Genomic DNA, 22707 nt, shown 5'->3' with positions numbered 1-22707 from the left:
ATAAGGTGAAGATGTCAATGCAAGTAATGCGCGGCTGGGCGACTCGGCATGCGTCCTGGATGGGCCTGATTGGGCTGCTGGGCGCGACGCAAGAGGCGCAGGCCGGTGACTACGATGGCTCACCTCAGGTCGCCGAATTTGTCGGTGAGATGACCCGCGACTACGGTTTCGCCGGTGAACAGCTGATGGGCGTGTTCCGCGAAGCCCAACGCAAACAGGCGATCCTCGATGCGATTTCACGGCCCGCCGAGCGCGTGAAGCAGTGGAAGGAATATCGCCCGATGTTTCTTACCGATGCCCGCGTAGCGCGCGGCGTCGACTTCTGGCGTCAGCATGAAGCGGTGCTGGCGCGCGCCGAGCAGGAATACGGCGTGCCCGCCGAGGTGATCGTCGCGATTATCGGCATTGAAACCTTTTACGGCCGTAATACCGGCAGTTACCGGGTGATCGACGCCTTGTCGACGCTGGGTTTCGATTACCCGCCGCGCGCCGAGTTCTTCCGCAAGGAGCTGCGCGAATTCCTGTTGCTGGCCCGCGAAGAGCAGGTCGACCCGCTGACGCTTAAAGGCTCCTACGCCGGTGCGATGGGTTTGCCGCAGTTCATGCCAAGCAGCTTTCGCGCGTATGCGGTGGATTTCGACGGCGACGGCCACATCAATATCTGGAGCAACCCCGACGACGCCATCGGCAGCGTGGCCAGCTACTTCAAGCGCCACGGCTGGGTTGCCGGCGAGCCGGTAGTGATCCGTGCGCAGGTGACCGGGGAGCGCGCCGACGAAGGCCTGACGCAAGGAATCGAGCCGGTCAAAACGGTCGGGGAGTTGCGAGCGCTGGGCTGGTCGAGTCAGAATGCGCCACGCGACGATATGCCGGTGACTGCGTTCCGTCTCGAAGGCGAAAACGGCCCGGAATACTGGATGGGCTTGAAGAATTTTTACGCAATCACGCGTTATAACCGCAGTGTGATGTACGCCATGGCCGTGCATCAGCTGTCAGACATGCTGGTCCAAGCACGGGGCAACAAGTAATGCGGGCATCGCCGTTCCATAAACCGCTCAAGCTGGTGGCGTTTGCCGCGTTGTCCTTGCTGGTTGTCAGTTGTTCCTCCACCACTACCAGCAGCCGTGCGCCGGCGCAAAAGTCCGGCGGTGCTGTGGTTCGCGCCCAGCCGGGGCTGGACATCAACCGCGCGCACAAAGACGGCGCGCCGTGGTGGGACGTCGACGTTTCGAAAATTCCGGATGCCACGCCAACCTTGCACACCGGGGCGTACAAGGCCAACCCGTATACCGTGCTGGGCAAGAACTACTTCCCGCTGCAGGATTCCAAGACCTACGTTCAGTCGGGCACAGCCTCCTGGTACGGCACCAAGTTCCACGGCCAGAACACCGCCAACGGCGAAGTGTATGACCTGTACGGCATGAGCGCGGCACACAAGACCTTGCCGCTGCCCAGCTATGTGCGCGTGACCAACCTTGATAACAACCGCACGGTGATCCTGCGCGTTAACGACCGTGGGCCGTTCTATTCGGACCGCATCATCGACTTGTCGTACGCCGCCGCAAAAAAACTCGGTTACGCCGAAACCGGTACCGCCCGCGTGAAGGTTGAAGGTATCGACCCGGCGCAGTACTGGGCGCAACGCGGCAAGCCGGCACCGTTGATGCTCAACGAGCCGCAAACCGCGCAACCGCAAGTAACCGCGTCAACCGGCAAGATCGAACAGTGGACACCACCGCCGGCGCAGCACGCCCCGGACACAGTCGTGGTGCCTCACGCAGCACCGGGCGCCTCAACCGTGGGCGGGCAGTACCTGCAGGTGGGCGCTTTCGCCAACCCGGATGCGGCAGAACTGTTAAGGTCCAAGCTCAGCGGCATGGTCAAGGCGCCGGTCTTTATCAGCTCTATCGTACGTAACCAGCAGACTTTGCACCGTGTACGCATGGGCCCGATCGGTTCGCCGAGTGAAGTCGCGCAAGTGCAGAACAGTGTGCGTCTGGCCAACCTGGGGCAACCCAGCGTGGTCACCGCCGAGTAAGCAGTAAAGGCTTGATGGTTCGGGTGCGCCTGCGCGCCTGAGCCCTGGTTGTTGGCTCGTTGAACAATAAAACCCAGGGGCAAGGGGTGAGCGGGCAACCGAACACGTGACAGTCTGGAAGCGGGCTGTCTGAATAGTTTTGCCCGCGAGGGCAAGTTTCCATAAGCAATTTCGAGAGACGGATGAACATCACCACCTTAGCCAAACGCACGTGCCTGCTTCTTTCGCTGATCATCACCCCGGCCGCCTGGGCCGTTGAAATGGTGCCGGCTTCCCCGCAACTGGCCGCCAAGGCCTGGGTTCTCATGGATGCCGCCAGCGGCAACGTGCTGGTCGAGAACAATGGTGACCAGCGCCTGCCTCCGGCCAGCCTGACCAAGCTGATGACCGCTTATATCGCGACACTGGAAATCCGTCGCGGCCAGATCGGCGAGAACGACCCGGTCACCGTCAGCGAAAATGCCTGGCGCACCGGCGGTTCGCGGATGTTCATCAAGGTCGGTTCGCAGGTCACTGTGAACGACCTGCTGCACGGCATCATCATCCAGTCGGGTAACGACGCCAGCGTCGCTTTGGCCGAGCACATCGCCGGCAGCGAAGACGCGTTCGCCGACATGATGAACAAAACCGTGGCCGATCTTGGCATGACCAACAGCCACTTCATGAACCCGACCGGTCTGCCGAACCCTGAGCACTACTCGTCGGCTCACGACATGGCGATCCTGGCGCGCGCGATCATTCGTGTCGACCCGGTGCACTACGCGATCTACTCCCAGAAGGAGTTCTTCTGGAACAACATCAAGCAGCCTAACCGCAACCTGCTGCTGTGGCGCGACAAGACCGTTGATGGTCTGAAAACCGGCCACACCGACGAAGCCGGCTACTGCATGGTGTCGTCCGCTGTACGTGATGGCCAGCGCCTGATCGCGGTGGTATTCGGTACTAACAGCGAGCAGGCCCGTGCGGCCGAGACGCAAAAATTGCTGACCTACGGTTTCCGCTTCTTCGAAACCCAGACCTTCTACCAGAAGGGTGCTGAGCTGGCGCAGGCGCCGGTGTGGAAAGGCGCTACCCACCAAGTCAAGGCCGGCCTGGCCGACGACCTGACCCTGACCATGCCTAAAGGCCAGCTGAAAAAGCTGGTTGCCAGCATGACCATGAACCCGCAATTGGTTGCGCCAATCGCCAAGGGTGACGTTATCGGTAAAGTCGAAGTGAAACTCGACGACAAGGTGGTGCACAGCGCCGACCTGATCGCCCTGGACGCTGTCGACGAAGGTGGTATCTTCCGCCGCGTGTGGGATAGCATCCGTCTATTCTTCTACGGCTTGTTCAACTGATAGTGTGCACCTGCAAAGCCCCGTGTTGATCCGACACGGGGCTTTGCCCGTCGCCACGGCTTACGCTTACGAGGCCGTTACGCCATGACCGATAAAGAAGTAGAAGTAAAGGCGCCGAAGATCGAATTCCCGGTGGTGGACTATCCCATCAAGGTGATCAGCGATACCGGTGTCGGCCGTAAAGACCTGATTCTCGAGATCGTGCGTAAACATGCGACGATCAACGACCAGCGTGTGGACGAGCGATCCAGCTCCACAGGCAAATACACCACGATCCAGTTGCACATCGTTGCGACCGGTCAAGACCAGCTCTACGACATCAACAGCGAATTGCGGGCCACCGGCTTCGTGCACATGGTGCTGTGATGTCACAGGTTCTGGGCTTTCGCGAGCTCGGCCGGCTGGACTACGAGCCGGTCTGGCACGCCATGCAGCGTTTCACCAATGAGCGCGGCAGCTCGGCCCCGGATGAAATCTGGCTGGTGGAACACCCGCCGGTGTTCACCCAAGGGCAGGCCGGCAAGGCTGAGCATCTGCTGCTGCCGGGTGATATTCCGGTGGTGCAGGTCGACCGAGGTGGCCAAGTGACTTACCATGGCCCCGGTCAACTGGTTGCGTACCTGTTGCTGGACGTGCGCAAGCTTGGGTTCGGCGTACGCGACCTGGTGAGCCGCATGGAGGCTTGCCTGATCGAGCTGTTGGCCAGTTACGGCGTGACCGCCGCGGCCAAGCCCGATGCACCCGGTGTGTATGTAGACGGCGCGAAAATCGCGTCCCTCGGTTTACGCATTCGCCACGGTTGTTCCTTTCATGGCCTGGCCTTGAACGTGGACATGGACCTTGCGCCGTTTCGCCGGATCAACCCGTGCGGTTACGCGGGGCTTGCGATGACCCAACTGAGCGAGCATGCCACACCGATTAAATTTGCCGAGGTAAGTGCCCGGCTGCGTGCGCAGCTCGTCAAACACCTCGACTATGCTGAGCAGACGACCCTTACGGGCGGAATCGACTGATTATGACTACTGATGCAGTGCAAACCATGATCCCGACGCTGGACATCACCGAGCGTCCTGCCCCGGCCCCGCGTGCCAAGGTGGAAGCCGGCGTCAAGCTGCGCGGCGCCGACAAAGTTGCACGCATCCCGGTCAAGATCATCCCCACGACCGAACTGCCGAAAAAACCTGACTGGATTCGCGTGCGCATCCCGGTTTCCCCGGAAGTCGACCGAATCAAAGCGCTGCTGCGCAAACACAAGCTGCACAGCGTGTGCGAAGAAGCGTCCTGCCCAAACCTCGGCGAATGCTTCTCCGGCGGCACCGCCACCTTCATGATCATGGGTGACATCTGCACCCGTCGTTGCCCGTTCTGCGACGTTGGCCATGGCCGACCGAAGCCTCTGGACGTCAACGAGCCGGAAAGCCTGGCTGTCGCCATCGCCGACCTGAAACTCAAATACGTGGTGATCACCTCGGTAGACCGCGACGACCTGCGCGACGGCGGTGCCCAGCACTTTGCCGACTGCATCCGCGAGATCCGCAAGCTGTCGCCGAACGTGATGCTCGAAACCCTGGTGCCGGACTACCGTGGGCGCATGGACGTGGCGCTGGCAATTACCGCCGCCGAGCCACCGGATGTGTTCAACCACAACCTGGAAACCGTGCCACGCCTGTACAAAGCCGCGCGCCCGGGTTCGGACTACCAGTGGTCGCTGACCCTGCTGCAAAAATTCAAGCAGATGATGCCGCACATCCCGACCAAATCCGGCCTGATGCTGGGCCTGGGCGAAACCGACGAAGAAGTGATCGAAGTCATGAAGCGCATGCGCGAACACGACATCGACATGTTGACCCTCGGCCAGTACCTGCAACCGTCGCGCAGCCACTTGCCGGTGCAGCGTTTCGTGCACCCGGACATCTTCGCCTGGTTCGCCGAGGAAGGTTACAAGATGGGCTTCAAGAACGTCGCGTCCGGCCCTCTGGTACGTTCCTCGTACCATGCCGACGAGCAGGCCAAGCTGGTCAAGGCGAGCCTGGTGTCCTGATATAGATTTATGTAACACCCCCCGCTCTAAAGTGGGAGTAGGTTGTGTGGGAGGCGGCTTGCTCCCGATGGCGGTTTATCAGTATCAGACGTGCTGACTGACACATCGCCATCGGGAGCAAGCCTCCTCCCACATTTCGTTCTGCGCTACACAGGGAGATCCATGGATGAACACTGCCGTACCCGCACTGCGCTCTGAAGGTACCATCGGCCTGATCGCTCCCGCCGGCCCCGCCGCACTCGATGTTGAAAAAGCCCGGCAATGGATGCGCGCCCGTGGCTACCAATTACAGATTTTCCCCGGCGTGTACGAGCGCGACGGCTACATCGCCGGCAGCGATGAGGTGCGTCTGCGTGACCTGCACGCTGCCTTCGCCGACCCCGAAATAGATGCCATCTTCTGCCTGCGCGGCGGCTACGGCACGCCGCGCTTGCTTGATCGCCTGGACTTCGACCTGCTGCGGGCCAACCCCAAGCCGTTCGTGGGTTATAGCGACATCACCGCGCTGCACCTGGCGATCAACCGTTATGCGGGTTTCGTGACCTTTCACGGGCCGATGCTGAATGCGGACTTGCTCGGCGACAAGCAGCAACCGACTGAATCGTCACTGTTCAGCATGCTGCGTGGCCAATTGGGCGCATGCAGTGTGCTGACGCACCCGGTGGCCTACCCGCTGACCACCCTTGAGCCTGGCATCGCCTGTGGGCGCTTGCTCGGCGGTAACCTGTCGATGATCGCGGCGTTGATGGGCACCGCTTATGCGCTCGATGCGCAAGGCATCATTCTGCTGATTGAAGACGTCAACGAGCCGCTCTACCGCATCGACCGCTTGCTCACCCAGTTGCGCCTGGCGGGCAAGCTGGCACAGATTGCCGGTGTGCTGGTGGGGGATGTATCAGGCGTGGATAACGCTGCATTGGAGCGGCTGCTGAAGCAGACCTTCGAACCGTTGCGTATTCCGGTGCTGGCTGGCTGGCGCAGCGGGCACTGTGACCCGAACCTGACCCTGCCGATGGGCGCGTTGGTGCGCCTGGATGCGGGGGAGCAACGGATGGTGCTGGAGCAGGATGTGGTGTTTAAAGCCTGTTGACTGCTTGGGCGATAGCGATTGGGTTATACAAAAATGGACAGTCCCATTCTGCCTATAAGGAATATAAGTAAGATCAAGAAGAATATTCGAATAAAGCTACTGCCGTAACGCAGTGCCAAGAAAACACCGGTCAGAGAGCCAGCCATATTGCACAGGGCGACCACGCCCCCGACCGTCCATAAAACATTGCCAGACGGGATAAAAAACATAAGTGCGGCGCTGAATGTTCCCAGGTTAACCAGCTTTGCAGAGGCAGATGCATTTAAAAAATCGAATCCGAAATATTTAACAAAAATAAAAAGTAAAAAGCTGCCGCTGCCAGGCCCGAACACACCGTCATAAAACCCTATTAATCCCCCCCAAAAAATACCCAGTAATATTTCTCTGTTTCCACACTTTATAGGGCGCCCGACAAGCCCTAGGTCTTTTTTTGCAAAGGTATAAATAGCCATGGCTATCAAGACAAAGAAAACAACATACTCCATCAGTTTTTTGGGGACGAGCGACACGGAGAGCGCCCCAAGGAAGGCAAATATAAAAGCCGAAACCATAGTCGGAAGCATCAGTTTCCATATGATTTTTATTCGTTTTATATAGCTGAATATAGAAGAAAGATTGCCCGCCAACACAGCTAGCTTATTAGTTCCAAAAACGGTGGCGAGGCTATGCCCAGGCAGGGCATGTAAGAGTGCGGGGAGCTGTACAAGTCCGCCTCCGCCAACGGCTGCATCAATCAAGCCTCCGCAGAAAGCAAAAAAACCTAACGCAATCAAGGCGTGTTCAAAATCCATATAGGGCATCCGAGTTCAGGTTTACCGTACAGCCATACGCTTGTGCTGCAGCTATAGCATGCAGGCCATGCTTGTTTTCTATCCCGCCCGCGTGCCCCATGATATAGACTTGTGCCATACGCAGGCTCCGAAAATTAAGGCCCAATGACGGATTGATAGCGAGAAACTTGTCTTCAATATATTGAGCGACGAAATTATATGTGCACGTATTTCGAAGCTCTGAGGCAATAGACGCCATCATGGCTTCCATTAGTGCGTTTTATGTTTAACTGAGTTCATGGCTGACTTATGTTTAGCAACGTCGGTTTCATTCCATCCATTGAAAAATCTAAGCACCCGAGAGTCGGCGTGGTCTTTTTCAAGAAAAACGTTGAATGTGCTTTCAGCGTATGACTGAGCCTTTTGCGTAATCGGATGGCAGAGCACCTCACGCATGGCCTCCTGAATATCGGCTGTTTGCAAGACGTTTGCGAACACCGGCGCCCTCCGGTGGCCCTCGAATAGAGCCCTGCCGGGAATTTTCAGAGTGCCTAAATGCCTGGGCATGGCCTCAATAAAAACTTCACCAAGCGCTTGCATGGATTGGTAACTATCAAGCGTGTCGAAACGACGTTGCGATGACGTTGCGCTCATGAATGTTCCTTTATCCTTGACGGTGTGTTGGGTTAATCCTGATTAAGGCGACGCGACTGAATCCAAACGCTGTAAAGTTAAAAGGCTTGAAGGGTGAATGACAAGTAACTTATACTGATTTTATGATTCACTTTAAGTGAGCAATAGAATGGAACTCTCACAGCTAACCATGTTCAAGGTTGTTGCCGAACAAGGCAGTATAGTTCGGGCGTCTGAGTTGCTGCATTGTGTTCCCTCAAACATAACAAACAGAATAAAGCTTTTAGAAAAAGAGCTGGGCGTTTCTTTGTTTATAAGAAAGGGTCGAGGGTTGGTTATTAGCCCCTCAGGGAGACTGTTTCTCGGCTATACCAATAGAATTTTATCGTTGTGCCAAGATTCTCGAAGAGCGCTGAGTCCTGACTCGGAGCCTTCTGGGATATTGAAAATTGGTGCGATAGAATCCGCCGCCACAGGCAGGCTGCCAGCGTTGCTCTCAACGTATCATCAGCACTGTCCCTCTGTACACATGCAGTTTAGTACAGGTGTCTGGTCGCAACTGGTGGGTGATGTGGTTAATGACAGGCTGGATGGCGCAGTTATTGCTGTCAATTATCATCACCCCGATATTGACCGCATTGATATTTATAAAGAGAGTCTTGTACTGATTGCTTCACCTGCCATGGGGCGAATACAAGGCCCACAAGATTTGAACGGCAAGAATATATTTATGTGGCCTGAAGGATGCCCCTACAGGAAGGCATTGGAAGGTTGGCTGGAAAAATACAATGTCGCTACTGCCATAACAAGTATCGCCAGCTATGGCACTATTCTTGGGTGTGTAAGTTCTGGTGCAGGGTGTTCGTTGGTTCCTAAAGGCGTGTTTGACCAGTTTAAAAGTATCGGGGGTATTAACGGGTACACATTTGAAGATTTGTTGCCGGTGCAAAATTACTTCATCTGGAATAAAAATAGTGGATGTCACCGGGCGAAAGATAAGTTTGCAGCGCTGCTGATGGAGGAATTTAAAGATGTATGAAACGCTTTTCGCTGTGTTGGCTTATATTTAATGTTTGCTGCGTGACCCATCGCGAGCAAGCCCGCTCCCACAGTGGGAATGCATTTTCCTGTGGGAGCGGGCTTGCTCGCGATGGCGGTAGTGGCCCTACGCCGATCTATTGGCTCTGCAGCGACTCAAGCAGCTTCACTGTCGGGTAACCGTCTGCTGGCCAGCCCAACGACTGTTGCGCTGCGCGAATGGCTTTGCGCGTATTGGCGCCAATAATGCCGTCCGGGTTGCCGGCGTCATAACCTTTGGCGCTGAGCGCCGTCTGCAAGTCGATACGTTGCGAGCGACTCAGCGGAAGTTCGTCTTTTGGCCAAGCGCCACGAATGATGCCGCCGCCGCCGAACCGTTCCGACAGCAAGCCAACCGCCAGCGCGTAGGACGACGAGTTGTTGTACTTGAGGATTGCGCGGAAGTTATCCAGCACCAGGAACGCCGGGCCACGGTAGCCTGCGGGCAGCAGCAGGGCGGCGGACAGTTGGTCGACATTCGCCGGCAGGCTGGCGCCAGGCGGTAGCTGGATGCCGAGTCTCAGCCATTCGGCGACTGTTTTACGCATGCCGCCGTCGGCCAGCGCGTAGTCGAAGTTCGCCGGCAATTGTTGCACCTCAAAGCCCCATGGCTGGCCTTTCTGCCAGCCAGAGCTTTGCAGGTAGTGCGCGGTAGAGGCGAGGGCGTCGGCCGGGCTGTTCCAAATATCGCGGCGACCGTCGCCATCGAAGTCCACCGCGTGAGTGTTGTAGGTCGTCGGGATGAACTGGGTCTGGCCCATCGCGCCGGCCCAGGAGCCTTTCATCTGGTCGGCCTGAATGTCACCGTGCTGGATGATCTGCAGCGCCGCCAGCAATTGCGCTTGGGCAAACGCTGGGCGACGGCCTTCGTACGCCAGTGTCGCGAGGGAACGGATCACCGAATTATTGCCCTGGAACTGGCCGAAATTGCTTTCCATGCCCCATACCGACACCAGCGCTTGGCGGTCGACGCCATAGCGTTGCTCGATACTTTGCAGGGTATCGGCGTATTTGATCAGCAAGGCTTGGCCGTTGCGCACGCGTACCGGTGACAGCGCGCCGTCGAGGTATTCCCACACCGGGCGTGAGAACTCCGGTTGGCTGCGGTCGGCGCGGATCACTGCCATGTCGGGCGTGACGTTGGCGAAGGCATTGTCAAACACGGCGGGCGTGATCCCGGCCTTCAAGGCGTCCACGCGAAAGCCAGCCTGCCATTCGGCAAAGGTTTGGGTCGGTTGGATATCAAGATTGTCCACCGCCAAAGGGGCAACCACGGCGGGCGCGACGGCCGGTGCGGTCTGCAGTTTTGGCAAGGGTTGAGCGTCTGCGGCGGTGGGTTTTTCGGCGCAGGCGACAAGCAAAATGAGGCTGGAGGCAGCGATCAATTGGCGAAGGTGCCAACGACGAGAAAGACTAGAGGGCATGCACAGGTCCAGGGATTACAAATCAGATGCTGACCTTATCATGCCGGAGGGGCACTTGCCTTCAAGCAGCCAGAAAGTAAGAAGCCTCCCAGCTATTAGACTGGAAGGCTTCGCGGCGGTAGCTGCCTTTGCCCTTGCCGGCGCGTTCCTGACGGCTGCGGAACAGTGGCTGGGCGATGATCGATTTGGCCTTGTTGGGGCCATGCTGGGATGGCTTTTTGCTCATGTTGAATACTCTCTCAAGGTGGGGTGAAGCGGTGCAAATCATCTGCCGAAGTTGCGCGGCTGTAAAGCCCTGCACGTTTCAGGAAATGTAAATGCGATTGAAATGTGGGAGGGTGCTTGCTCCCGATGGCGGTCTATCAGTGATGGATGTAATGGCTGACTCGCTGCCATCGGGAGCAAGCCACCTCCCACAGAGATAGGAGGTTATTCGGCGGGTAATGTAAGGCGCTGGCCAGACATTAATAGTGACAAACGGCTGAGGCTCATCCATGGCGAGCCCGCCGCCTGGCCTTTGATTTGCGCGTCAATGCGCTGGGCTTCGAACAACAGTTGCGCCCAGCGTTGCGCCGAGTACCGTTGCAGGGCTTTGCTCATCAGCGGTTTGCGCTTGTCCCACACCGGCGGCCTGGCCTGGCTGAAGGCTTTGTCCAGCGGGATGCCCTGGCTGTATTGCAGCGCAATATTAGCCAGCACGCGCAGCTCACGCGCCAGCGCCCAAAGAATTACCGGCGGCTCCACGCCTTCGCCGCGCAGCCCTTCGAGCATGCGCAGGGCATGGGCGGGTTCACCGTTGAGAATCGCATCGACCAGCCCGAACACATCAAAACGCGCGCTATCGGCCACCGCGCCTTGCACGGTTTCGACGGTAATCTGCCCGTCCTCGGCCATCAGCTTGAGCTTTTCGATCTCTTGGGCGGCGGCCAGCAGGTTGCCTTCGACCCGTGCGGCGATCAGCTCCACAGCGTCTTGTGTCGCCGACAGCCCCGATTGGGACAGGCGCTGACGAATCCACTGCGGCAACTGGTTGCTGTCCACTGGCCAGATCTGGATGAACTGGGTCTGTGGGCCTTCCACCAACGCCTTGCCCCATTTGGTCTTCTGCGCGCTGCCGTCAAGCTTGGGCAGGCTTACGAGCAACACCGTGTCTTCAAATGGGCGCGAGCAATATTCCATCAAGGCGGCCGCGCCTTTGTCACCTGGCTTGCCCGAAGGCAGGCGCAGTTCCAGCAGGCGTTTCTCGGCAAACAGCGACATGCTCGCGCCGGCCTGCAGCAACGTACCCCAGTCGAAACTGGCGTCGGCGCTGAACACCTGGCGTTCATCGAAGCCTTGTTGGCGCGCGGCTGTGCGAATGGCGTCTGCCGCTTCCTGGCACAGCAGCGGGTCATCACCGCTGACGATATAGACAGGCGCGAGGCCACCTTGCAGGTGTTTGGCGAGTTGGGCGGGAGCGAGTTTCATAGGCGGGTCGAACGGGGCGCCTGGGGCGCCCCGCTTGGCTTACTCTACCGGGACTTCAACAGGCGATTGTTTCGGCGTGTTGTTTTCGTACTCTTGCGCCGCTTTCAGGGCTTCGGCGTCAGCCTTGGCCTTGTTGTCGGCAGTACGTTGCAGCACTTCAAGCTGTTGCGGGGTCAGCAACTGCAGGCGCAGCATCAAGCGCTGGATCAGCTCACGACGCATTTCTTTGCGAACCTGGGTAATTTCCGAGTCCGAACCCACCAAGTTGTTGCCGTCGTGGCTCACGACCTTCTGCACCTGAATCTTGTCACCCATCAATGGCAGGTGGTCGCGGCCCTGGACTTCGAAGTTGAGTTCGGAGGTCAGTTCGATGTCGGACGCACGGCCGGCGCTGGCGTAGCTGAGGTTACGCTGGGTTTCTTTCTCGTCGACCAGGTTCAGTTTGTAGAGCGCGCCGGTGTACACGCGCACGCCGCTGTTTTCCAGGGTCTGGCGCAGCTGAGTCACGGTTTCGCCATAGGCGTTGCGGGCGCTGACGTCCAGTTCCTTGATGCTCAGTTCATTGGTGCCGGTGCCGCGCAGTTGGAAGCCGCAGGCACTCAGCAGCACAGCAAGGCCCATCACCAGCAAATTGCGTTTGATCATTTTGTTGCTCCCCTTGAAACCATGTGGGCCTTATCGAGGCCTTGGAGGTTTTGTTCGGCGCAGGGCTCAAGCCCTGCGCCCGATCCGATTAGCTAGCGACTATATTGACCAGTTTGCCGGGCACCACGATCACTTTGCGGATCGTCAGGCCTTCGGTAAAGCGCAGCACGTTCTCGTTGACGCGTGCCGCCGCTTCCACGTCTTCACGGCTGGCGCTGGCGGGCATATCGATCTGGCCGCGCAGTTTGCCGTTGACCTGAATCACCAGTTGCAGCGTGTCCTGTACCAGCGCGCTGTCATCCTGCACCGGCCACTTGGCATCAATGACCGCTTCGCTGTGGCCCAAGCGGCTCCATAGTTCGTGGCTGATGTGCGGCGTGATCGGCGCCAGCAGCAAGGTGACTGTTTCCAGGCCTTCCTGTACCAGCGCGCGGTCTTGTTCGGTGGTTTGCGGGGCTTTTTCGAGTACGTTCATCAGCGTCATCACTTGCGCGATGGCGGTGTTGAATTTGTGATTTTGCCCTACGTCCTGGCTGGCCTGCCGGATGGCCAGGTGGGTGCTGCGGCGAATGACTTTCTGCTCGTCGGTCAGGCCGGCCACGTCGAGTTTGCCCGGCAGGCCTTGGCTGACATGCGCGTGCGCCAGGCGCCAGACGCGCTTGAGGAAACGGTGCGAACCTTCGACGCCGGAGTCGGACCATTCGGCGCTCATGTCGGGCGGCGAGGCGAACATCATGAACAGGCGGCACGTGTCGGCGCCGAACTGATCAATCATCGACTGAGGGTCGACGCCGTTGTTCTTCGACTTGGCCATCTTCTCGGTGCCGCCGATTTCCACCGGCAGGCCGTCGGCAATCAGCTTGGCGCTGATCACTTTGGCTTTGCTGTCACGTTCAAGTTCTACGTCCGCCGGGTTGAACCAGGTGTAGGCGCCATTGGCTTCGCGACGGTAGTACGTGTCGGCGATGACCATGCCCTGCGTCAGCAGGTTCTTGAACGGCTCGTCGGAGCTTACCAGGCCTTCGTCGCGCATCAGCTTGTGGAAGAAGCGCGCGTACAGCAGGTGCAGAATGGCGTGTTCGATGCCACCGATGTACTGATCCACCGGCAACCAATGGTCGGCAGCGGATTTTTCCACCAGGCCGCCTTCATAGTGCGGCGAGGCATAACGAGCGTAGTACCACGAGGACTCGACGAAGGTGTCCATGGTGTCGGTTTCGCGCTTGGCAGGCTGGCCGCATTTTGGGCAAGCGCATTCGTAGAACTCGGGCATGCGCGCCAGCGGCGAACCGGCGCCATCCGGCACCACGTCTTCGGGCAATATGACCGGCAACTGGTCTTCCGGCACCGGCACGTCACCGCAGCTTTCGCAGTGGATTATCGGGATCGGGCAACCCCAATAGCGCTGGCGGCTGATGCCCCAGTCGCGCAGGCGGAACTGGGTGCGCGAGGCACCGAGGTTTTTCTTGATCAGGGCAACTTCAATTGCGTCAAAGGCGCCGGCGAAGTCGAGGCCGTCGAATTCGCCGGAGTTGATCAGTTCGCCGTGTTCGCCGTAGGCGTCTTGCCACGGGGCCGGGTTGGTGTCACCCGCGCTGGTACGCACCACGGACTTGATCGGCAGGCTGTATTTGACGGCGAATTCAAAATCGCGCTCGTCGTGCGCCGGCACCGCCATGACCGCGCCGTCGCCGTAGTGCATCAGCACATAGTTGGCGACCCACACCGGGAGTTTTTCGCCCGTCAGCGGGTGCTCGACGAACAGCCCGGTCGGCAGGCCTTTTTTCTCTTGGGTGGCGACGTCGGCTTCGGCCACGCTGCCGCCTTTGCATTCGGCGATAAACGCCTGCAGCTCAGGGTTGTTGTGTGCGGCCTGAGTGGCCAGCGGGTGTTCGGCGGCCACGGCGACGTAGGTGGCGCCCATCAGGGTGTCCGGCCGGGTGGTGAAGACTTTGAGTGCGCCCGCTGCGCCGATGGAGTCGAGGTTGTACGGGAACTGCACTTCCATGCCCTTGGATTTGCCGATCCAGTTGCGCTGCATGGTCTTGACCTGTTCAGGCCAGCCCGGCAAATCGTCGAGGCTCGACAACAGTTCATCCGCGTAGGCGGTGATCTTGAAGTAGTACATCGGGATTTCGCGCTTTTCGATCAGCGCGCCGGAGCGCCAGCCGCGACCGTCAATGACCTGCTCGTTGGCCAGTACGGTCTGGTCGACCGGGTCCCAGTTCACGGTGCCGCTTTTTTTGTAGATCACCCCTTTTTCGAACAGGCGAGTGAACAGCCATTGTTCCCAACGGTAGTAATCGGGCTTGCAGGTGGTCACCTCGCGTGACCAGTCCACCGCCAGGCCCAGGCTGCGCAGCTGGGTCTTCATGTAGGCGATGTTTTCGTAGGTCCACTTGGCGGGGGCCACGTTGTTTTTCATCGCGGCGTTTTCCGCCGGCATGCCAAAGGCGTCCCAGCCCATGGGTTGCAGGACATTTTTGCCGAGCATGCGCTGGTAGCGGGAGATCACGTCGCCGATGGTGTAGTTACGCACATGCCCCATGTGTAGCTTGCCGCTGGGGTAAGGGAACATCGACAGGCAATAGAAAGTCTCCTTGCCTGGCTGTTCACTGACTTCAAAGGACTTTTGCTCGTCCCAGAACGACTGGGCGGCGTTTTCTATTTCACGGGGCTGATAGTGTTCGTGCATGGCTACTTTTGAACTGAATGGGGTGGCCTAATCCTCTTCGGTGCAACGTTCAGGTTGATCGACACCAAAAAGCGGCGCGTCCGTGCCCAAACCCTGCGGGAAGTGGAGTTACAGGAAGCGCCGTAGCATACATGACCCCACTCTATCGAGGGAAACCCTGATTGCTCGGCAAGGGCCGTCTGTCGCGGCGCCACGCACGCGCGGCAACCGGGACTACGCTGTTTATTGGGGAGCAAGTCTTATCTTCAATGAGGTGAGGGATGGCTGAATCGCAGCGAACGTTAACGAAACCGCAGCTATACGAAGGATTGATCGAGCGTTTGGGTCGGGCATTGGATGCCGCAACAACCGCAGGCCGATTGCGTGATGAACGGCCTCTGGAGTTGGAGTTGCGTGGCTTGAGCAAGGCAGAGCTTGAACTGATCAAGGTCTACCTTGAGTTGAATCACCACCGCGCCGCGCTTGCGCAGGCTTCCCCGTCCGCCACAGAGCCCTCGCGTTCAGCCAAGGTGATCTGGCTGAAGGACGTGTGTGCGGGCCGCAGCCTTGAAAAACTGCGAGCCGTACGGTGCAAGTGAAACGCAGGGTTATGCTTTAACTTTCTTGATTGAAATGTGCGCGTAGATATTGTCGTAAAACCACGTTGCATCTAGGCTTCGGGCATCTTTGGAGATGCCCGATGCCTTTTCGTTATTTCATCAAACAACTGCTTTTGCCGCCCGGTATTTTTTTGCTGTTGCTCGCGCTTGCGTGGTGCTTTCGTAAAAGTCGCCCACGCTTGGCCGGGGTGTGTTTTGCCGCCGGGTTGGGCGGGATGTGGCTGATCAGCCTGCCAGTGATGGTGCAATGGGCCGCGTATGCCCTGGAGACCGAACCGCCGTTGGCCCGTGAAGACTGGGCGACGCTGGCGCAGCGCGCCGACGCGATTGTGGTGCTGGGTTCGGGGCGTGAGCGCGGTGACCCCGCGTGGGGCACAGACCAGCCCACGGGCATCGGACTGGAGCGCCAACGCTATGCCGCGCGACTGGCCAAGGCGTCCGGGTTGCCGTTATTGACCAGCGGCGGCCTGCATTACGGCACGCCGCCGAGTGAGGCCGAACTGATGGCCGTGTCGCTGCAGGATGATTTTGGCGTCAGCGTGCGCTGGAAAGAAGAACGCAGCCGTACCACGTGGGAAAACGCACAGATGAGCGCCGATATTCTGTTGCCGCAAGGCATCAAGCGGGTGGTGGTGGTGACTCAGGCCTGGCATATGCCGCGCGCGGTGTGGAGCTTTGAGAAGGCCGGCTTCACGGTGGTGCCCGGCCCGGTAGGCTTTTTGGGTGTGGACAATGCCCGGCCGCTGGGCGGCTGGATGCCGGAGTTCGTGTCGGTGTGGCGCAGCGGGCAGTTGATCAATGAAGCGGTGGGGCAGGTGGGGTATCGGTTGTTTTACCGATAACGGCGTAAATCAACAGGTGGGAGGGCGCCCTCCCACCGTGTTTTGGGTGTGTCTCTTAAACGGTTTTCGACATTCGAGCCGCCAGTAATGCCCAACCGAACAGTGCCAGGCACACAATGATCAGCGGCCACGAGCGCCATTGCAGGTACGGCGTGAGGTTGTGCATCGGCACCACTTCGCCGTACAAAATGCCCCGTTCGAACTGCGGGATCTGCTCGGTAATTTGCCCAAACGGGTTGATCAGGCCGGTCACGCCGTTGTTGGTGGCGCGGATCATCCAGCGGCCAGCCTCCAGCGCGCGCATCTGCGCCATTTGCAGGTGTTGCAGCGGGCCGATCGAGCGGCCAAACCACGTGTCGTTGCTGATGGTCAGCAACAGATCGCTCTGGGCCGAGAGGCCTGCAGCGAATTCCGGGTACACCACTTCATAGCAAATGAACGGCGCAATCTGATAACCCTTGGCCTGCAACATCGGCTGGTCCGCAGGGCCGCGGGCGAAGTCCGACATCGGCAAGTCGAAGAAGGCGATCAACCCGCGCAGCATGTCTTGCAGCGGCACGTATTCGCCAAAGGGCACCAGCTTTTGTTTCAGGTAAGTGCCTTCGCCTTCGCCGACCACGGTGATGCCGTTGAAGAAGCGCTTCTCGTGGTGCACTTCCTGGCGGATCGGTACGCCGGTGATCAGCGCGGTGTTCCGGTCGGCGGCGAACTTGCCCATCATGGCCAGGTAGCCTTCGACAGAGTCCTTGAGCACCGGCACCGCCGTTTCCGGCCACACCAGCAGGTCGACGCGTTTGGAGCTCAAGCTCATGTCGCGGTACAGCGCCAACTGCGCATTCAGCTGTTCGGGGTCCCACTTCATGCTTTGTTCGACGTTGCCCTGAATCGCCGCCACGCTCAGCGGTGCGCCGGAGGGCGTGGTCCAGGCGTGATGCTTAAGCGCGAGGCCGATGGCCCATGGCGCAACCAACAGCACCAGGCCCGCGCCGATAAAGCTGTTGCGCTTGCTTGCCAGCAGGCGCGGCAGGTTGCACAGCACGGCAGCGGTCAGCGCCAAGGCGAACGAGATCAGCCACATCCCGCCCAGCGGTGCGAGGCCGGTGAGTGGGCCGTCGAGTTGGCTGTAACCGGAATAGAGCCAGGGGAAACCCGTCAGGAACCAGCCGCGAAACGCTTCCTGGCCGACCCACAACGCAGCAAAGGTCAGCGCGTCGGCCAATGGCGCTTCATTGCGGCGCAGCCAGCGCGCCCACAACCAAGCGGGCAGGGCGAAGAACCAGGCAATCGCGGCGGTAAACAGCAGCATCAAAAAGCCAGCCAGCAACACCGAAGCGCCGCCAAAATGGTGAATGCTGTAGTAGATCCAGCTGGTGCCGGCGCCAAACAGGCCGAAGCCGAAACACCAGCCACGGCCCAGCGCCTGACGTGGCGTCAGCTCGCGCAGGCCGATATAGAACAACCCGGCTGCGACCAGCGCAAACGGCCACAAGTCGAACGGCGCCAGCGCCAGTGTTGTCATGGCGCCAGCCACCACGGCCAGCAAATTACCGGGCCAGCCGGGGCGAGTCAGGCGCTGCATGTCATTCCTTAGCGGGCAATAGGTGTGAGGCGAATCAGGTGAATCCGGCGGCTGTCGGCATTCAGGATGCGGAACCGATAGGCGCCGATCTCGGTGGTTTCGTTACGCTTGGGCAGGTGCCCGAACGCACTCATCACCAGGCCACCAACGGTGTCGAACTCGTCGTCGGAGAATTCGCTGTCGAAGAACTCGTTGAAGTTCTCGATCGGCGTCAGCGCCTTGACCAGGAAGTCGCCACTGGGCAGCGGCTTGATGTAGCTGTCTTCTTCTACGTCGTGCTCGTCTTCGATGTCGCCGACGATTTGTTCCAGCACGTCTTCGATGGTCACAAGCCCTGCCACGCCGCCGTATTCGTCGATCACGATGGCCATGTGGTTGTGGTTGGCGCGGAACTCGCGCAGCAACACATTCAGGCGCTTGGATTCAGGCACGAAGGTGGCCGGGCGCAGCAGGTCCTTGATGTTGAAGGAGTCGCCGTTCTCTTTGAGGATCAACGGCAACAGGTCCTTGGCCAGCAGGACGCCCATGACGTCGTCATGGCTTTCACCGATCACCGGGTAGCGCGAGTGCGCCGAGTCGATCACGGCCGGGAGGAATTCCCGTGGGGTCTGGGTCGCCTTGATGCTGATCATCTGCGAACGCGGAACCATGATGTCCCGAACTTGCAGGTCAGCCACCTGGATGGCGCCTTCGACGATGGCCAGCGCTTCGCTGTCCAGCAACTTGTTCTGATGGGCCTCGCGCAGCAGCTCCAGCAGCTCCTGGCGGTTTTTCGGCTCGTGGGCAAAAGCCTGGGTCAGTTTACCCAGCCACGACTTCTGCCCGTTGCTCGATCGGTCTTCGCTCATAGCGATTACTCTAAATCCTTTGTTGTGTCAGTTAGGGGGTGTATCGGTTTCGTCGTCTGCATAAGGGTCGCGATGACCCAGTTCTGCAAGCAACGTTTGTTCCAGTGTTTCCATTTCCACGGCTTCGTCATCGTCTATATGGTCGTAGCCCAAGAGATGCAAACAACCGTGGATGACTAGATGTGCCCAATGCGCCTCAAGTTCCTTGCCTTGTTCCCTGGCCTCGCGTTCCACCACTTCAACACAGATGACCAGATCGCCCAGCAGCGGAATATCCAGTAACTCATCCGGTACGTCGGCGGGGAAGGACAGCACGTTGGTCGCGTAGTCCTTTTGGCGCCAGGTGTGATTCAGTTCACGGCCTTCGGGCTCGTCGATCAGACGAATGGTCAATTCCGAGTCGGCGCTGCGCTGGCGCAAGGCTAGCGTGCACCATTCACGGAACTGCGCTTCGCTGGGGGCGGGCGCTTCGGTGGCCAACTGCAGGTCAAGCTCAAGCATCGCGGCGAACGTCCTTTGCCGGGGCGTCATCACGGTGATCAAAGCGCTCGTAGGCTTCGACGATGCGCTGAACCAGCGGGTGGCGCACCACGTCTTTGGGCATAAAATGCGTAAAGCTGATGCCCGGCACGTCCTTGAGCACATCAATCACCTGCGCCAGCCCCGACTTCGTGCCCTTGGGCAGGTCAACCTGGGTGACGTCGCCAGTGATCACGGCGGTGGAGCCGAAACCGATACGCGTCAGGAACATCTTCATCTGTTCGACGGTGGTGTTCTGGCTTTCGTCGAGGATGATGAAGCTGTTGTTCAGCGTACGGCCACGCATGTAGGCCAGCGGGGCGATCTCGATCACCTGGCGCTCGATCAGCTTGGCCACGTATTCAAAGCCGAGCATCTCGTAGAGTGCGTCGTAGAGTGGGCGCAGGTACGGGTCGATCTTCTGGGCCAGGTCGCCGGGCAGGAAGCCAAGTTTTTCACCCGCTTCAACCGCCGGGCGCACCAGCAGGATGCGGCGCACTTGCTCGCGCTCCAGAGCATCAACCGCGCAAGCCACCGCCAGGTAGGTCTTGCCTGTACCGGCGGGGCCGATGCCGAAGTTGATGTCGTTATTGAGGATTTCTTTAACGTAGCGCTGCTGATTCAAGCCGCGTGGGCGAATCATGCCTTTTTTGGTGCGCAGGGCCACGCTGGCTTCGGCGACCGGGTTGTTGGCCAAGTCTTCCACGGCAGATTCCTGCAGGTACAAGTGCACGGACTCCGGCGACAGCTCACTGCCCTTGGTTTCGCGGTAGAGGCGGCGCAGCAGGTTTTCTGCAGACGTGGTGTGTTGCGGTTCACCAATAAGCTCGAACTGATTGCCGCGGTTGCGGATCTCGATGCTCAGGCGTTGTTCGATCAGGCGCAGGTGCTCGTCGAACTGTCCGCACAGGTTGGCGAAACGGCGAGCCTCAAAGGGCTCGAGGATAAAACGATGGGGTTCTATAGGTGCGTTCAAGGTCGCTTTTAGCCGCCCTTTGGCTGTTGAGGTGAAACAGAGGATAACGCCAGGCGCTGGCGTGCGAAAGCACTTAAGTCATCGCAATGTGGCGCAGTCCCAATATGCGAGCGGGCGTGTGTGGGAGCGGGCTTGCTCGCGATGGCCTCACCTCGGTGTACCTGCTGGACCGAGGCGCCTGAATCGCGAGCAAGCCCGCTCCCACATTTTGATCTCAATCAGTCAGAAATATGGGTGGGTTACTGCACCAATGACCCGCGCAGCGAGTGCGGTTGGGCCGCATCAATATGCACGTCGGCGAACTGGCCAATCAGGGTGGGCGTGTCGCAACGGAAGTTGACGATGCGGTTGTTCTCGGTACGGCCTTGCAACTCGCCCGGGTCTTTTTTCGAGTAGTCGGTGACGAGAATGCGCTGGATCGAACCGACCATTTGTCGGCTAATTTCGAAGCCCTGCTGGTTCAGGCGATGTTGCAGCGCGTTCAAACGCTCTTTTTTCAGCGCTTCCGGGGTCTCATCTGCCAGGTCGGCGGCCGGGGTGCCGGGGCGCTGGCTGTAGACGAACGAGTAGGAAAAGTCGAAACCGACGTCTTCGATCAGCTTCATGGTCTGCTCGAAATCTTTCTCGGTCTCGCCGGGGAAGCCGACGATAAAGTCCGAACTGATGCAGATACCCGGCACCGCTGCGCGCAATTTGCGCAGTTTGGATTTGTATTCCAGCGCGGTGTGGTTGCGTTTCATGGCTGACAGAATACGGTCCGAGCCCGATTGCACCGGCAAATGCAGGTGTTTGACCAGCTCCGGCACCTCGGCATGCGCCTGAATCAGGCTGTCGGAGAATTCCAGCGGGTGCGAAGTGGTGTAGCGAATGCGCTCGATGCCATCCACCGCCGCCACCACGCGGATCAGCTCCGCCAGGTCGGCCAGGCGGCCGTCTTGGGTCTGGCCACGGTAGCCGTTGACGTTCTGGCCGAGCAGCGTCACTTCGCGCACGCCGTTTTCGGCCAAATGGATGATTTCCGCCAGCACGTCGTCAAACGGTCGGCTGACTTCTTCACCACGGGTGTAAGGCACTACACAAAACGTGCAGTACTTGCTGCAGCCTTCCATCACCGACACGTAGGCACTTGGCCCGTCAATGCGCGGCTCTGGCAAATGGTCGAATTTTTCGATTTCGGGGAACGAGACGTCTACCTGCGGCAACTTGGTGAGGCGCGCGGCGTCGATCATTTCCGGCAAGCGGTGCAGGGTTTGCGGGCCAAATACTACGTCGACATACGGGGCGCGGTCGCGGATCGCGGCGCCTTCTTGGCTGGCCACGCAGCCGCCGACGGCGATCACCATGTCCGGGTTCGCCAGTTTCAATTCGCGCCAGCGGCCCAGCTGCGAGTACACACGGTCCTGCGCCCGTTCACGAATCGAGCAGGTATTGAGCAGGATGACGTCGGCATCTTCGGCGCGGGCGGTGACTTCCAGGGCCTGGTGGGCGCCCAGCAGGTCGACCATGCGCGAGCTGTCGTACTCGTTCATCTGGCAACCGTGGGTTTCGATGTAAAGCTTCTTGGCCATGGGAATCATCAACTGGTGGTAAAGAACCGCGCATTATAGGGGGCATGCCCATTGGTTCCTAGCGCTGTGCATCGGGTGCCATGCTATAGTTCGCGCCCTCTTTTATATCCCCGATGTGTTGTTCGCCCACCATGACCAAACGTGAAGCTCCAATCTATAAGGTGATTTTCCTTAACCAGGGCCAGGTGTTCGAAATGTACGCCAAGCAGATCTATCAAAGTGATCTGTGGGGCTTCCTGGAAGTGGAAGAGTTCGTCTTTGGCGAGCGCACCCAGTTGGTCGTCGACCCGGGCGAAGAAAAGCTCAAGGCGCAGTTCGAAGGCGTGGTGCGCAGCTTTGTGCCGATGCATTCGATCGTGCGCATCGATGAAGTCGAGCGCTTGGGCACACCGAAAATTAGCGAAGCCCGTGGCACCAGCAATGTCATGCCGTTTCCGATGCCGATGCCTGAGAAGTAGGGCTTTAGACCGGGCCGCGCTCTATCGCGAGCAAGCCCGCTCCCACAGTAGACCGAGTTCCCATGCTGGAATGCAGTCAAATGTGGGAGCGGGCTTGC

Annotated in this window: 23 protein-coding genes; 11 read left to right on the top strand and 12 right to left on the bottom strand. The window is 59.1% G+C overall.

Features of this window, described 5'->3' with window-relative positions; all coding sequences use genetic code 11:
• Positions 1 to 17: 17 nt before the first annotated feature.
• The 7 genes from mltB (at position 18) to ACOZK9_RS17615 (ending at position 6509) form a co-directional block, all read left to right on the top strand.
• The gene (gene mltB / locus ACOZK9_RS17645) at positions 18 to 1028 is read left to right on the top strand and encodes a lytic murein transglycosylase B (protein WP_058412896.1); all 1011 of its coding nucleotides are present in this window, start codon (positions 18 to 20) and stop codon (positions 1026 to 1028) included.
• Complete coding sequence (locus tag ACOZK9_RS17640; RefSeq protein ID WP_058412897.1) at positions 1028 to 2038, top strand: septal ring lytic transglycosylase RlpA family protein; 1011 nt, start codon at positions 1028 to 1030, stop codon at positions 2036 to 2038. Before mltB ends, ACOZK9_RS17640 begins: the two co-directional genes overlap by 1 nt.
• A gap of 182 nt (positions 2039 to 2220) precedes the next feature.
• Positions 2221 to 3378, top strand: coding sequence for a D-alanyl-D-alanine carboxypeptidase family protein (locus ACOZK9_RS17635; protein WP_421556271.1), 1158 nt, complete (start codon positions 2221 to 2223; stop codon positions 3376 to 3378).
• Between the two features lie 84 nt (positions 3379 to 3462).
• Entirely contained in the window at positions 3463 to 3744 is a 282-nt protein-coding gene (locus ACOZK9_RS17630; RefSeq protein WP_058412899.1) for a DUF493 domain-containing protein, read from the top strand.
• On the top strand, positions 3744 to 4391 hold the full coding sequence (gene lipB, locus ACOZK9_RS17625; protein WP_058412900.1) for a lipoyl(octanoyl) transferase LipB: 648 nt from the start codon (positions 3744 to 3746) through the stop codon (positions 4389 to 4391). Before ACOZK9_RS17630 ends, lipB begins: the two co-directional genes overlap by 1 nt.
• Positions 4392 to 4417: 26 nt before the next feature.
• Positions 4418 to 5419, top strand: a complete 1002-nt coding sequence (gene lipA / locus ACOZK9_RS17620; RefSeq protein WP_161936699.1) for a lipoyl synthase — start codon at positions 4418 to 4420, stop codon at positions 5417 to 5419.
• A gap of 166 nt (positions 5420 to 5585) precedes the next feature.
• Positions 5586 to 6509: a S66 peptidase family protein gene (locus ACOZK9_RS17615; protein ID WP_152749314.1), complete on the top strand. Its 924-nt coding sequence runs from the start codon at positions 5586 to 5588 to the stop codon at positions 6507 to 6509.
• A gap of 23 nt (positions 6510 to 6532) precedes the next feature.
• Here the strand turns inward: ACOZK9_RS17615 and ACOZK9_RS17610 are convergent, their stop codons facing one another.
• Together ACOZK9_RS17610 and ACOZK9_RS17605 are read right to left on the bottom strand one after the other, a co-directional pair.
• Complete coding sequence (locus ACOZK9_RS17610; RefSeq protein ID WP_421556270.1) at positions 6533 to 7300, bottom strand: sulfite exporter TauE/SafE family protein; 768 nt, start codon at positions 7298 to 7300, stop codon at positions 6533 to 6535.
• Positions 7301 to 7549: 249 nt separating this feature from the next.
• On the bottom strand, positions 7550 to 7933 hold the full coding sequence (locus ACOZK9_RS17605) for a hypothetical protein (RefSeq protein ID WP_421556269.1): 384 nt from the start codon (positions 7931 to 7933) through the stop codon (positions 7550 to 7552).
• A 148-nt stretch (positions 7934 to 8081) separates the two neighbouring features.
• On the opposite strand from ACOZK9_RS17605, the gene ACOZK9_RS17600 reads away from it, so the two are divergent.
• Positions 8082 to 8951: a LysR family transcriptional regulator gene (locus ACOZK9_RS17600; protein ID WP_421556268.1), complete on the top strand. Its 870-nt coding sequence runs from the start codon at positions 8082 to 8084 to the stop codon at positions 8949 to 8951.
• A 136-nt stretch (positions 8952 to 9087) separates the two neighbouring features.
• Here ACOZK9_RS17600 and ACOZK9_RS17595 read toward each other — a convergent pair whose 3' ends face one another.
• The 5 genes from ACOZK9_RS17595 to leuS form a co-directional block, all read right to left on the bottom strand.
• On the bottom strand, positions 9088 to 10413 hold the full coding sequence (locus ACOZK9_RS17595) for a lytic murein transglycosylase (RefSeq protein ID WP_122251540.1): 1326 nt from the start codon (positions 10411 to 10413) through the stop codon (positions 9088 to 9090).
• A gap of 61 nt (positions 10414 to 10474) precedes the next feature.
• A complete protein-coding gene (gene arfA / locus ACOZK9_RS17590; RefSeq protein ID WP_058415608.1) occupies positions 10475 to 10639 on the bottom strand; it encodes an alternative ribosome rescue factor ArfA in 165 nt (54 codons plus the stop codon).
• Between the two features lie 203 nt (positions 10640 to 10842).
• Positions 10843 to 11880 (bottom strand): DNA polymerase III subunit delta, encoded by a 1038-nt coding sequence (gene holA / locus ACOZK9_RS17585; RefSeq protein ID WP_421556267.1) that lies wholly within the window; start codon positions 11878 to 11880, stop codon positions 10843 to 10845.
• Between the two features lie 39 nt (positions 11881 to 11919).
• Positions 11920 to 12525 carry an LPS-assembly lipoprotein LptE gene (locus tag ACOZK9_RS17580; protein ID WP_421556266.1) on the bottom strand — a complete coding sequence of 202 codons (606 nt, stop codon included), beginning with the start codon at positions 12523 to 12525 and terminating at the stop codon, positions 11920 to 11922.
• 88 nt (positions 12526 to 12613) lie between these two features.
• Positions 12614 to 15220: a leucine--tRNA ligase gene (leuS, locus tag ACOZK9_RS17575; protein WP_152749462.1), complete on the bottom strand. Its 2607-nt coding sequence runs from the start codon at positions 15218 to 15220 to the stop codon at positions 12614 to 12616.
• A gap of 260 nt (positions 15221 to 15480) precedes the next feature.
• On the opposite strand from leuS, the gene ACOZK9_RS17570 reads away from it, so the two are divergent.
• Entirely contained in the window at positions 15481 to 15798 is a 318-nt protein-coding gene (locus ACOZK9_RS17570) for a hypothetical protein (RefSeq protein WP_152747146.1), read from the top strand.
• A 101-nt stretch (positions 15799 to 15899) separates the two neighbouring features.
• Positions 15900 to 16661, top strand: a complete 762-nt coding sequence (locus tag ACOZK9_RS17565) for a YdcF family protein (RefSeq protein ID WP_152749461.1) — start codon at positions 15900 to 15902, stop codon at positions 16659 to 16661.
• Positions 16662 to 16716: 55 nt separating this feature from the next.
• Here the strand turns inward: ACOZK9_RS17565 and lnt are convergent, their stop codons facing one another.
• From lnt to miaB, 5 genes are all read right to left on the bottom strand, one after another.
• Entirely contained in the window at positions 16717 to 18240 is a 1524-nt protein-coding gene (gene lnt / locus ACOZK9_RS17560) for an apolipoprotein N-acyltransferase (protein ID WP_058415614.1), read from the bottom strand.
• Positions 18241 to 18248: 8 nt separating this feature from the next.
• Positions 18249 to 19088 carry an HlyC/CorC family transporter gene (locus ACOZK9_RS17555; protein ID WP_005791724.1) on the bottom strand — a complete coding sequence of 280 codons (840 nt, stop codon included), beginning with the start codon at positions 19086 to 19088 and terminating at the stop codon, positions 18249 to 18251.
• A 27-nt stretch (positions 19089 to 19115) separates the two neighbouring features.
• Positions 19116 to 19589, bottom strand: a complete 474-nt coding sequence (gene ybeY, locus ACOZK9_RS17550) for an rRNA maturation RNase YbeY (protein WP_421556265.1) — start codon at positions 19587 to 19589, stop codon at positions 19116 to 19118.
• Entirely contained in the window at positions 19582 to 20583 is a 1002-nt protein-coding gene (locus ACOZK9_RS17545) for a PhoH family protein (protein WP_058415616.1), read from the bottom strand. The genes ybeY and ACOZK9_RS17545 overlap by 8 nt, the downstream gene beginning before the upstream one ends.
• A 239-nt stretch (positions 20584 to 20822) precedes the next feature.
• Positions 20823 to 22151, bottom strand: a complete 1329-nt coding sequence (gene miaB, locus ACOZK9_RS17540) for a tRNA (N6-isopentenyl adenosine(37)-C2)-methylthiotransferase MiaB (protein ID WP_058415617.1) — start codon at positions 22149 to 22151, stop codon at positions 20823 to 20825.
• Positions 22152 to 22282: 131 nt separating this feature from the next.
• Between miaB and ACOZK9_RS17535 the strand changes: the two genes are divergently transcribed.
• Positions 22283 to 22609: a DUF1820 family protein gene (locus tag ACOZK9_RS17535; protein WP_003194436.1), complete on the top strand. Its 327-nt coding sequence runs from the start codon at positions 22283 to 22285 to the stop codon at positions 22607 to 22609.
• Positions 22610 to 22707: the final 98 nt, after the last annotated feature.

Origin of the sequence: Pseudomonas kitaguniensis (genome assembly GCF_049199985.1) — a bacterium.
Taxonomy (GTDB): domain Bacteria; phylum Pseudomonadota; class Gammaproteobacteria; order Pseudomonadales; family Pseudomonadaceae; genus Aquipseudomonas; species Aquipseudomonas kitaguniensis.
Note: the sequence above shows the minus strand (reverse complement) of the source record. Positions and strands in the feature narration are given on the sequence as shown.

Excerpts from the sequence above, each read along its gene's own strand:
- mltB (WP_058412896.1), top strand. The coding sequence starts at position 18 with ATGCAAGTAATGCGCGGCTGGGCGACTCGGCATGCGTCCTGGATGGGC.
- ACOZK9_RS17640 (WP_058412897.1), top strand. The coding sequence starts at position 1,028 with ATGCGGGCATCGCCGTTCCATAAACCGCTCAAGCTGGTGGCGTTTGCC.
- ACOZK9_RS17635 (WP_421556271.1), top strand. The coding sequence starts at position 2,221 with ATGAACATCACCACCTTAGCCAAACGCACGTGCCTGCTTCTTTCGCTG.
- ACOZK9_RS17630 (WP_058412899.1), top strand. The coding sequence starts at position 3,463 with ATGACCGATAAAGAAGTAGAAGTAAAGGCGCCGAAGATCGAATTCCCG.
- lipB (WP_058412900.1), top strand. The coding sequence starts at position 3,744 with ATGTCACAGGTTCTGGGCTTTCGCGAGCTCGGCCGGCTGGACTACGAG.
- lipA (WP_161936699.1), top strand. The coding sequence starts at position 4,418 with ATGATCCCGACGCTGGACATCACCGAGCGTCCTGCCCCGGCCCCGCGT.
- ACOZK9_RS17615 (WP_152749314.1), top strand. The coding sequence starts at position 5,586 with ATGAACACTGCCGTACCCGCACTGCGCTCTGAAGGTACCATCGGCCTG.
- ACOZK9_RS17610 (WP_421556270.1), bottom strand. The coding sequence starts at position 7,300 with ATGGATTTTGAACACGCCTTGATTGCGTTAGGTTTTTTTGCTTTCTGC.
- ACOZK9_RS17605 (WP_421556269.1), bottom strand. The coding sequence starts at position 7,933 with ATGAGCGCAACGTCATCGCAACGTCGTTTCGACACGCTTGATAGTTAC.
- ACOZK9_RS17600 (WP_421556268.1), top strand. The coding sequence starts at position 8,082 with ATGGAACTCTCACAGCTAACCATGTTCAAGGTTGTTGCCGAACAAGGC.
- ACOZK9_RS17595 (WP_122251540.1), bottom strand. The coding sequence starts at position 10,413 with ATGCCCTCTAGTCTTTCTCGTCGTTGGCACCTTCGCCAATTGATCGCT.
- arfA (WP_058415608.1), bottom strand. The coding sequence starts at position 10,639 with ATGAGCAAAAAGCCATCCCAGCATGGCCCCAACAAGGCCAAATCGATC.
- holA (WP_421556267.1), bottom strand. The coding sequence starts at position 11,880 with ATGAAACTCGCTCCCGCCCAACTCGCCAAACACCTGCAAGGTGGCCTC.
- ACOZK9_RS17580 (WP_421556266.1), bottom strand. The coding sequence starts at position 12,525 with ATGATCAAACGCAATTTGCTGGTGATGGGCCTTGCTGTGCTGCTGAGT.
- leuS (WP_152749462.1), bottom strand. The coding sequence starts at position 15,220 with ATGCACGAACACTATCAGCCCCGTGAAATAGAAAACGCCGCCCAGTCG.
- ACOZK9_RS17570 (WP_152747146.1), top strand. The coding sequence starts at position 15,481 with ATGGCTGAATCGCAGCGAACGTTAACGAAACCGCAGCTATACGAAGGA.
- ACOZK9_RS17565 (WP_152749461.1), top strand. The coding sequence starts at position 15,900 with ATGCCTTTTCGTTATTTCATCAAACAACTGCTTTTGCCGCCCGGTATT.
- lnt (WP_058415614.1), bottom strand. The coding sequence starts at position 18,240 with ATGCAGCGCCTGACTCGCCCCGGCTGGCCCGGTAATTTGCTGGCCGTG.
- ACOZK9_RS17555 (WP_005791724.1), bottom strand. The coding sequence starts at position 19,088 with ATGAGCGAAGACCGATCGAGCAACGGGCAGAAGTCGTGGCTGGGTAAA.
- ybeY (WP_421556265.1), bottom strand. The coding sequence starts at position 19,589 with ATGCTTGAGCTTGACCTGCAGTTGGCCACCGAAGCGCCCGCCCCCAGC.
- miaB (WP_058415617.1), bottom strand. The coding sequence starts at position 22,151 with ATGGCCAAGAAGCTTTACATCGAAACCCACGGTTGCCAGATGAACGAG.
- ACOZK9_RS17535 (WP_003194436.1), top strand. The coding sequence starts at position 22,283 with ATGACCAAACGTGAAGCTCCAATCTATAAGGTGATTTTCCTTAACCAG.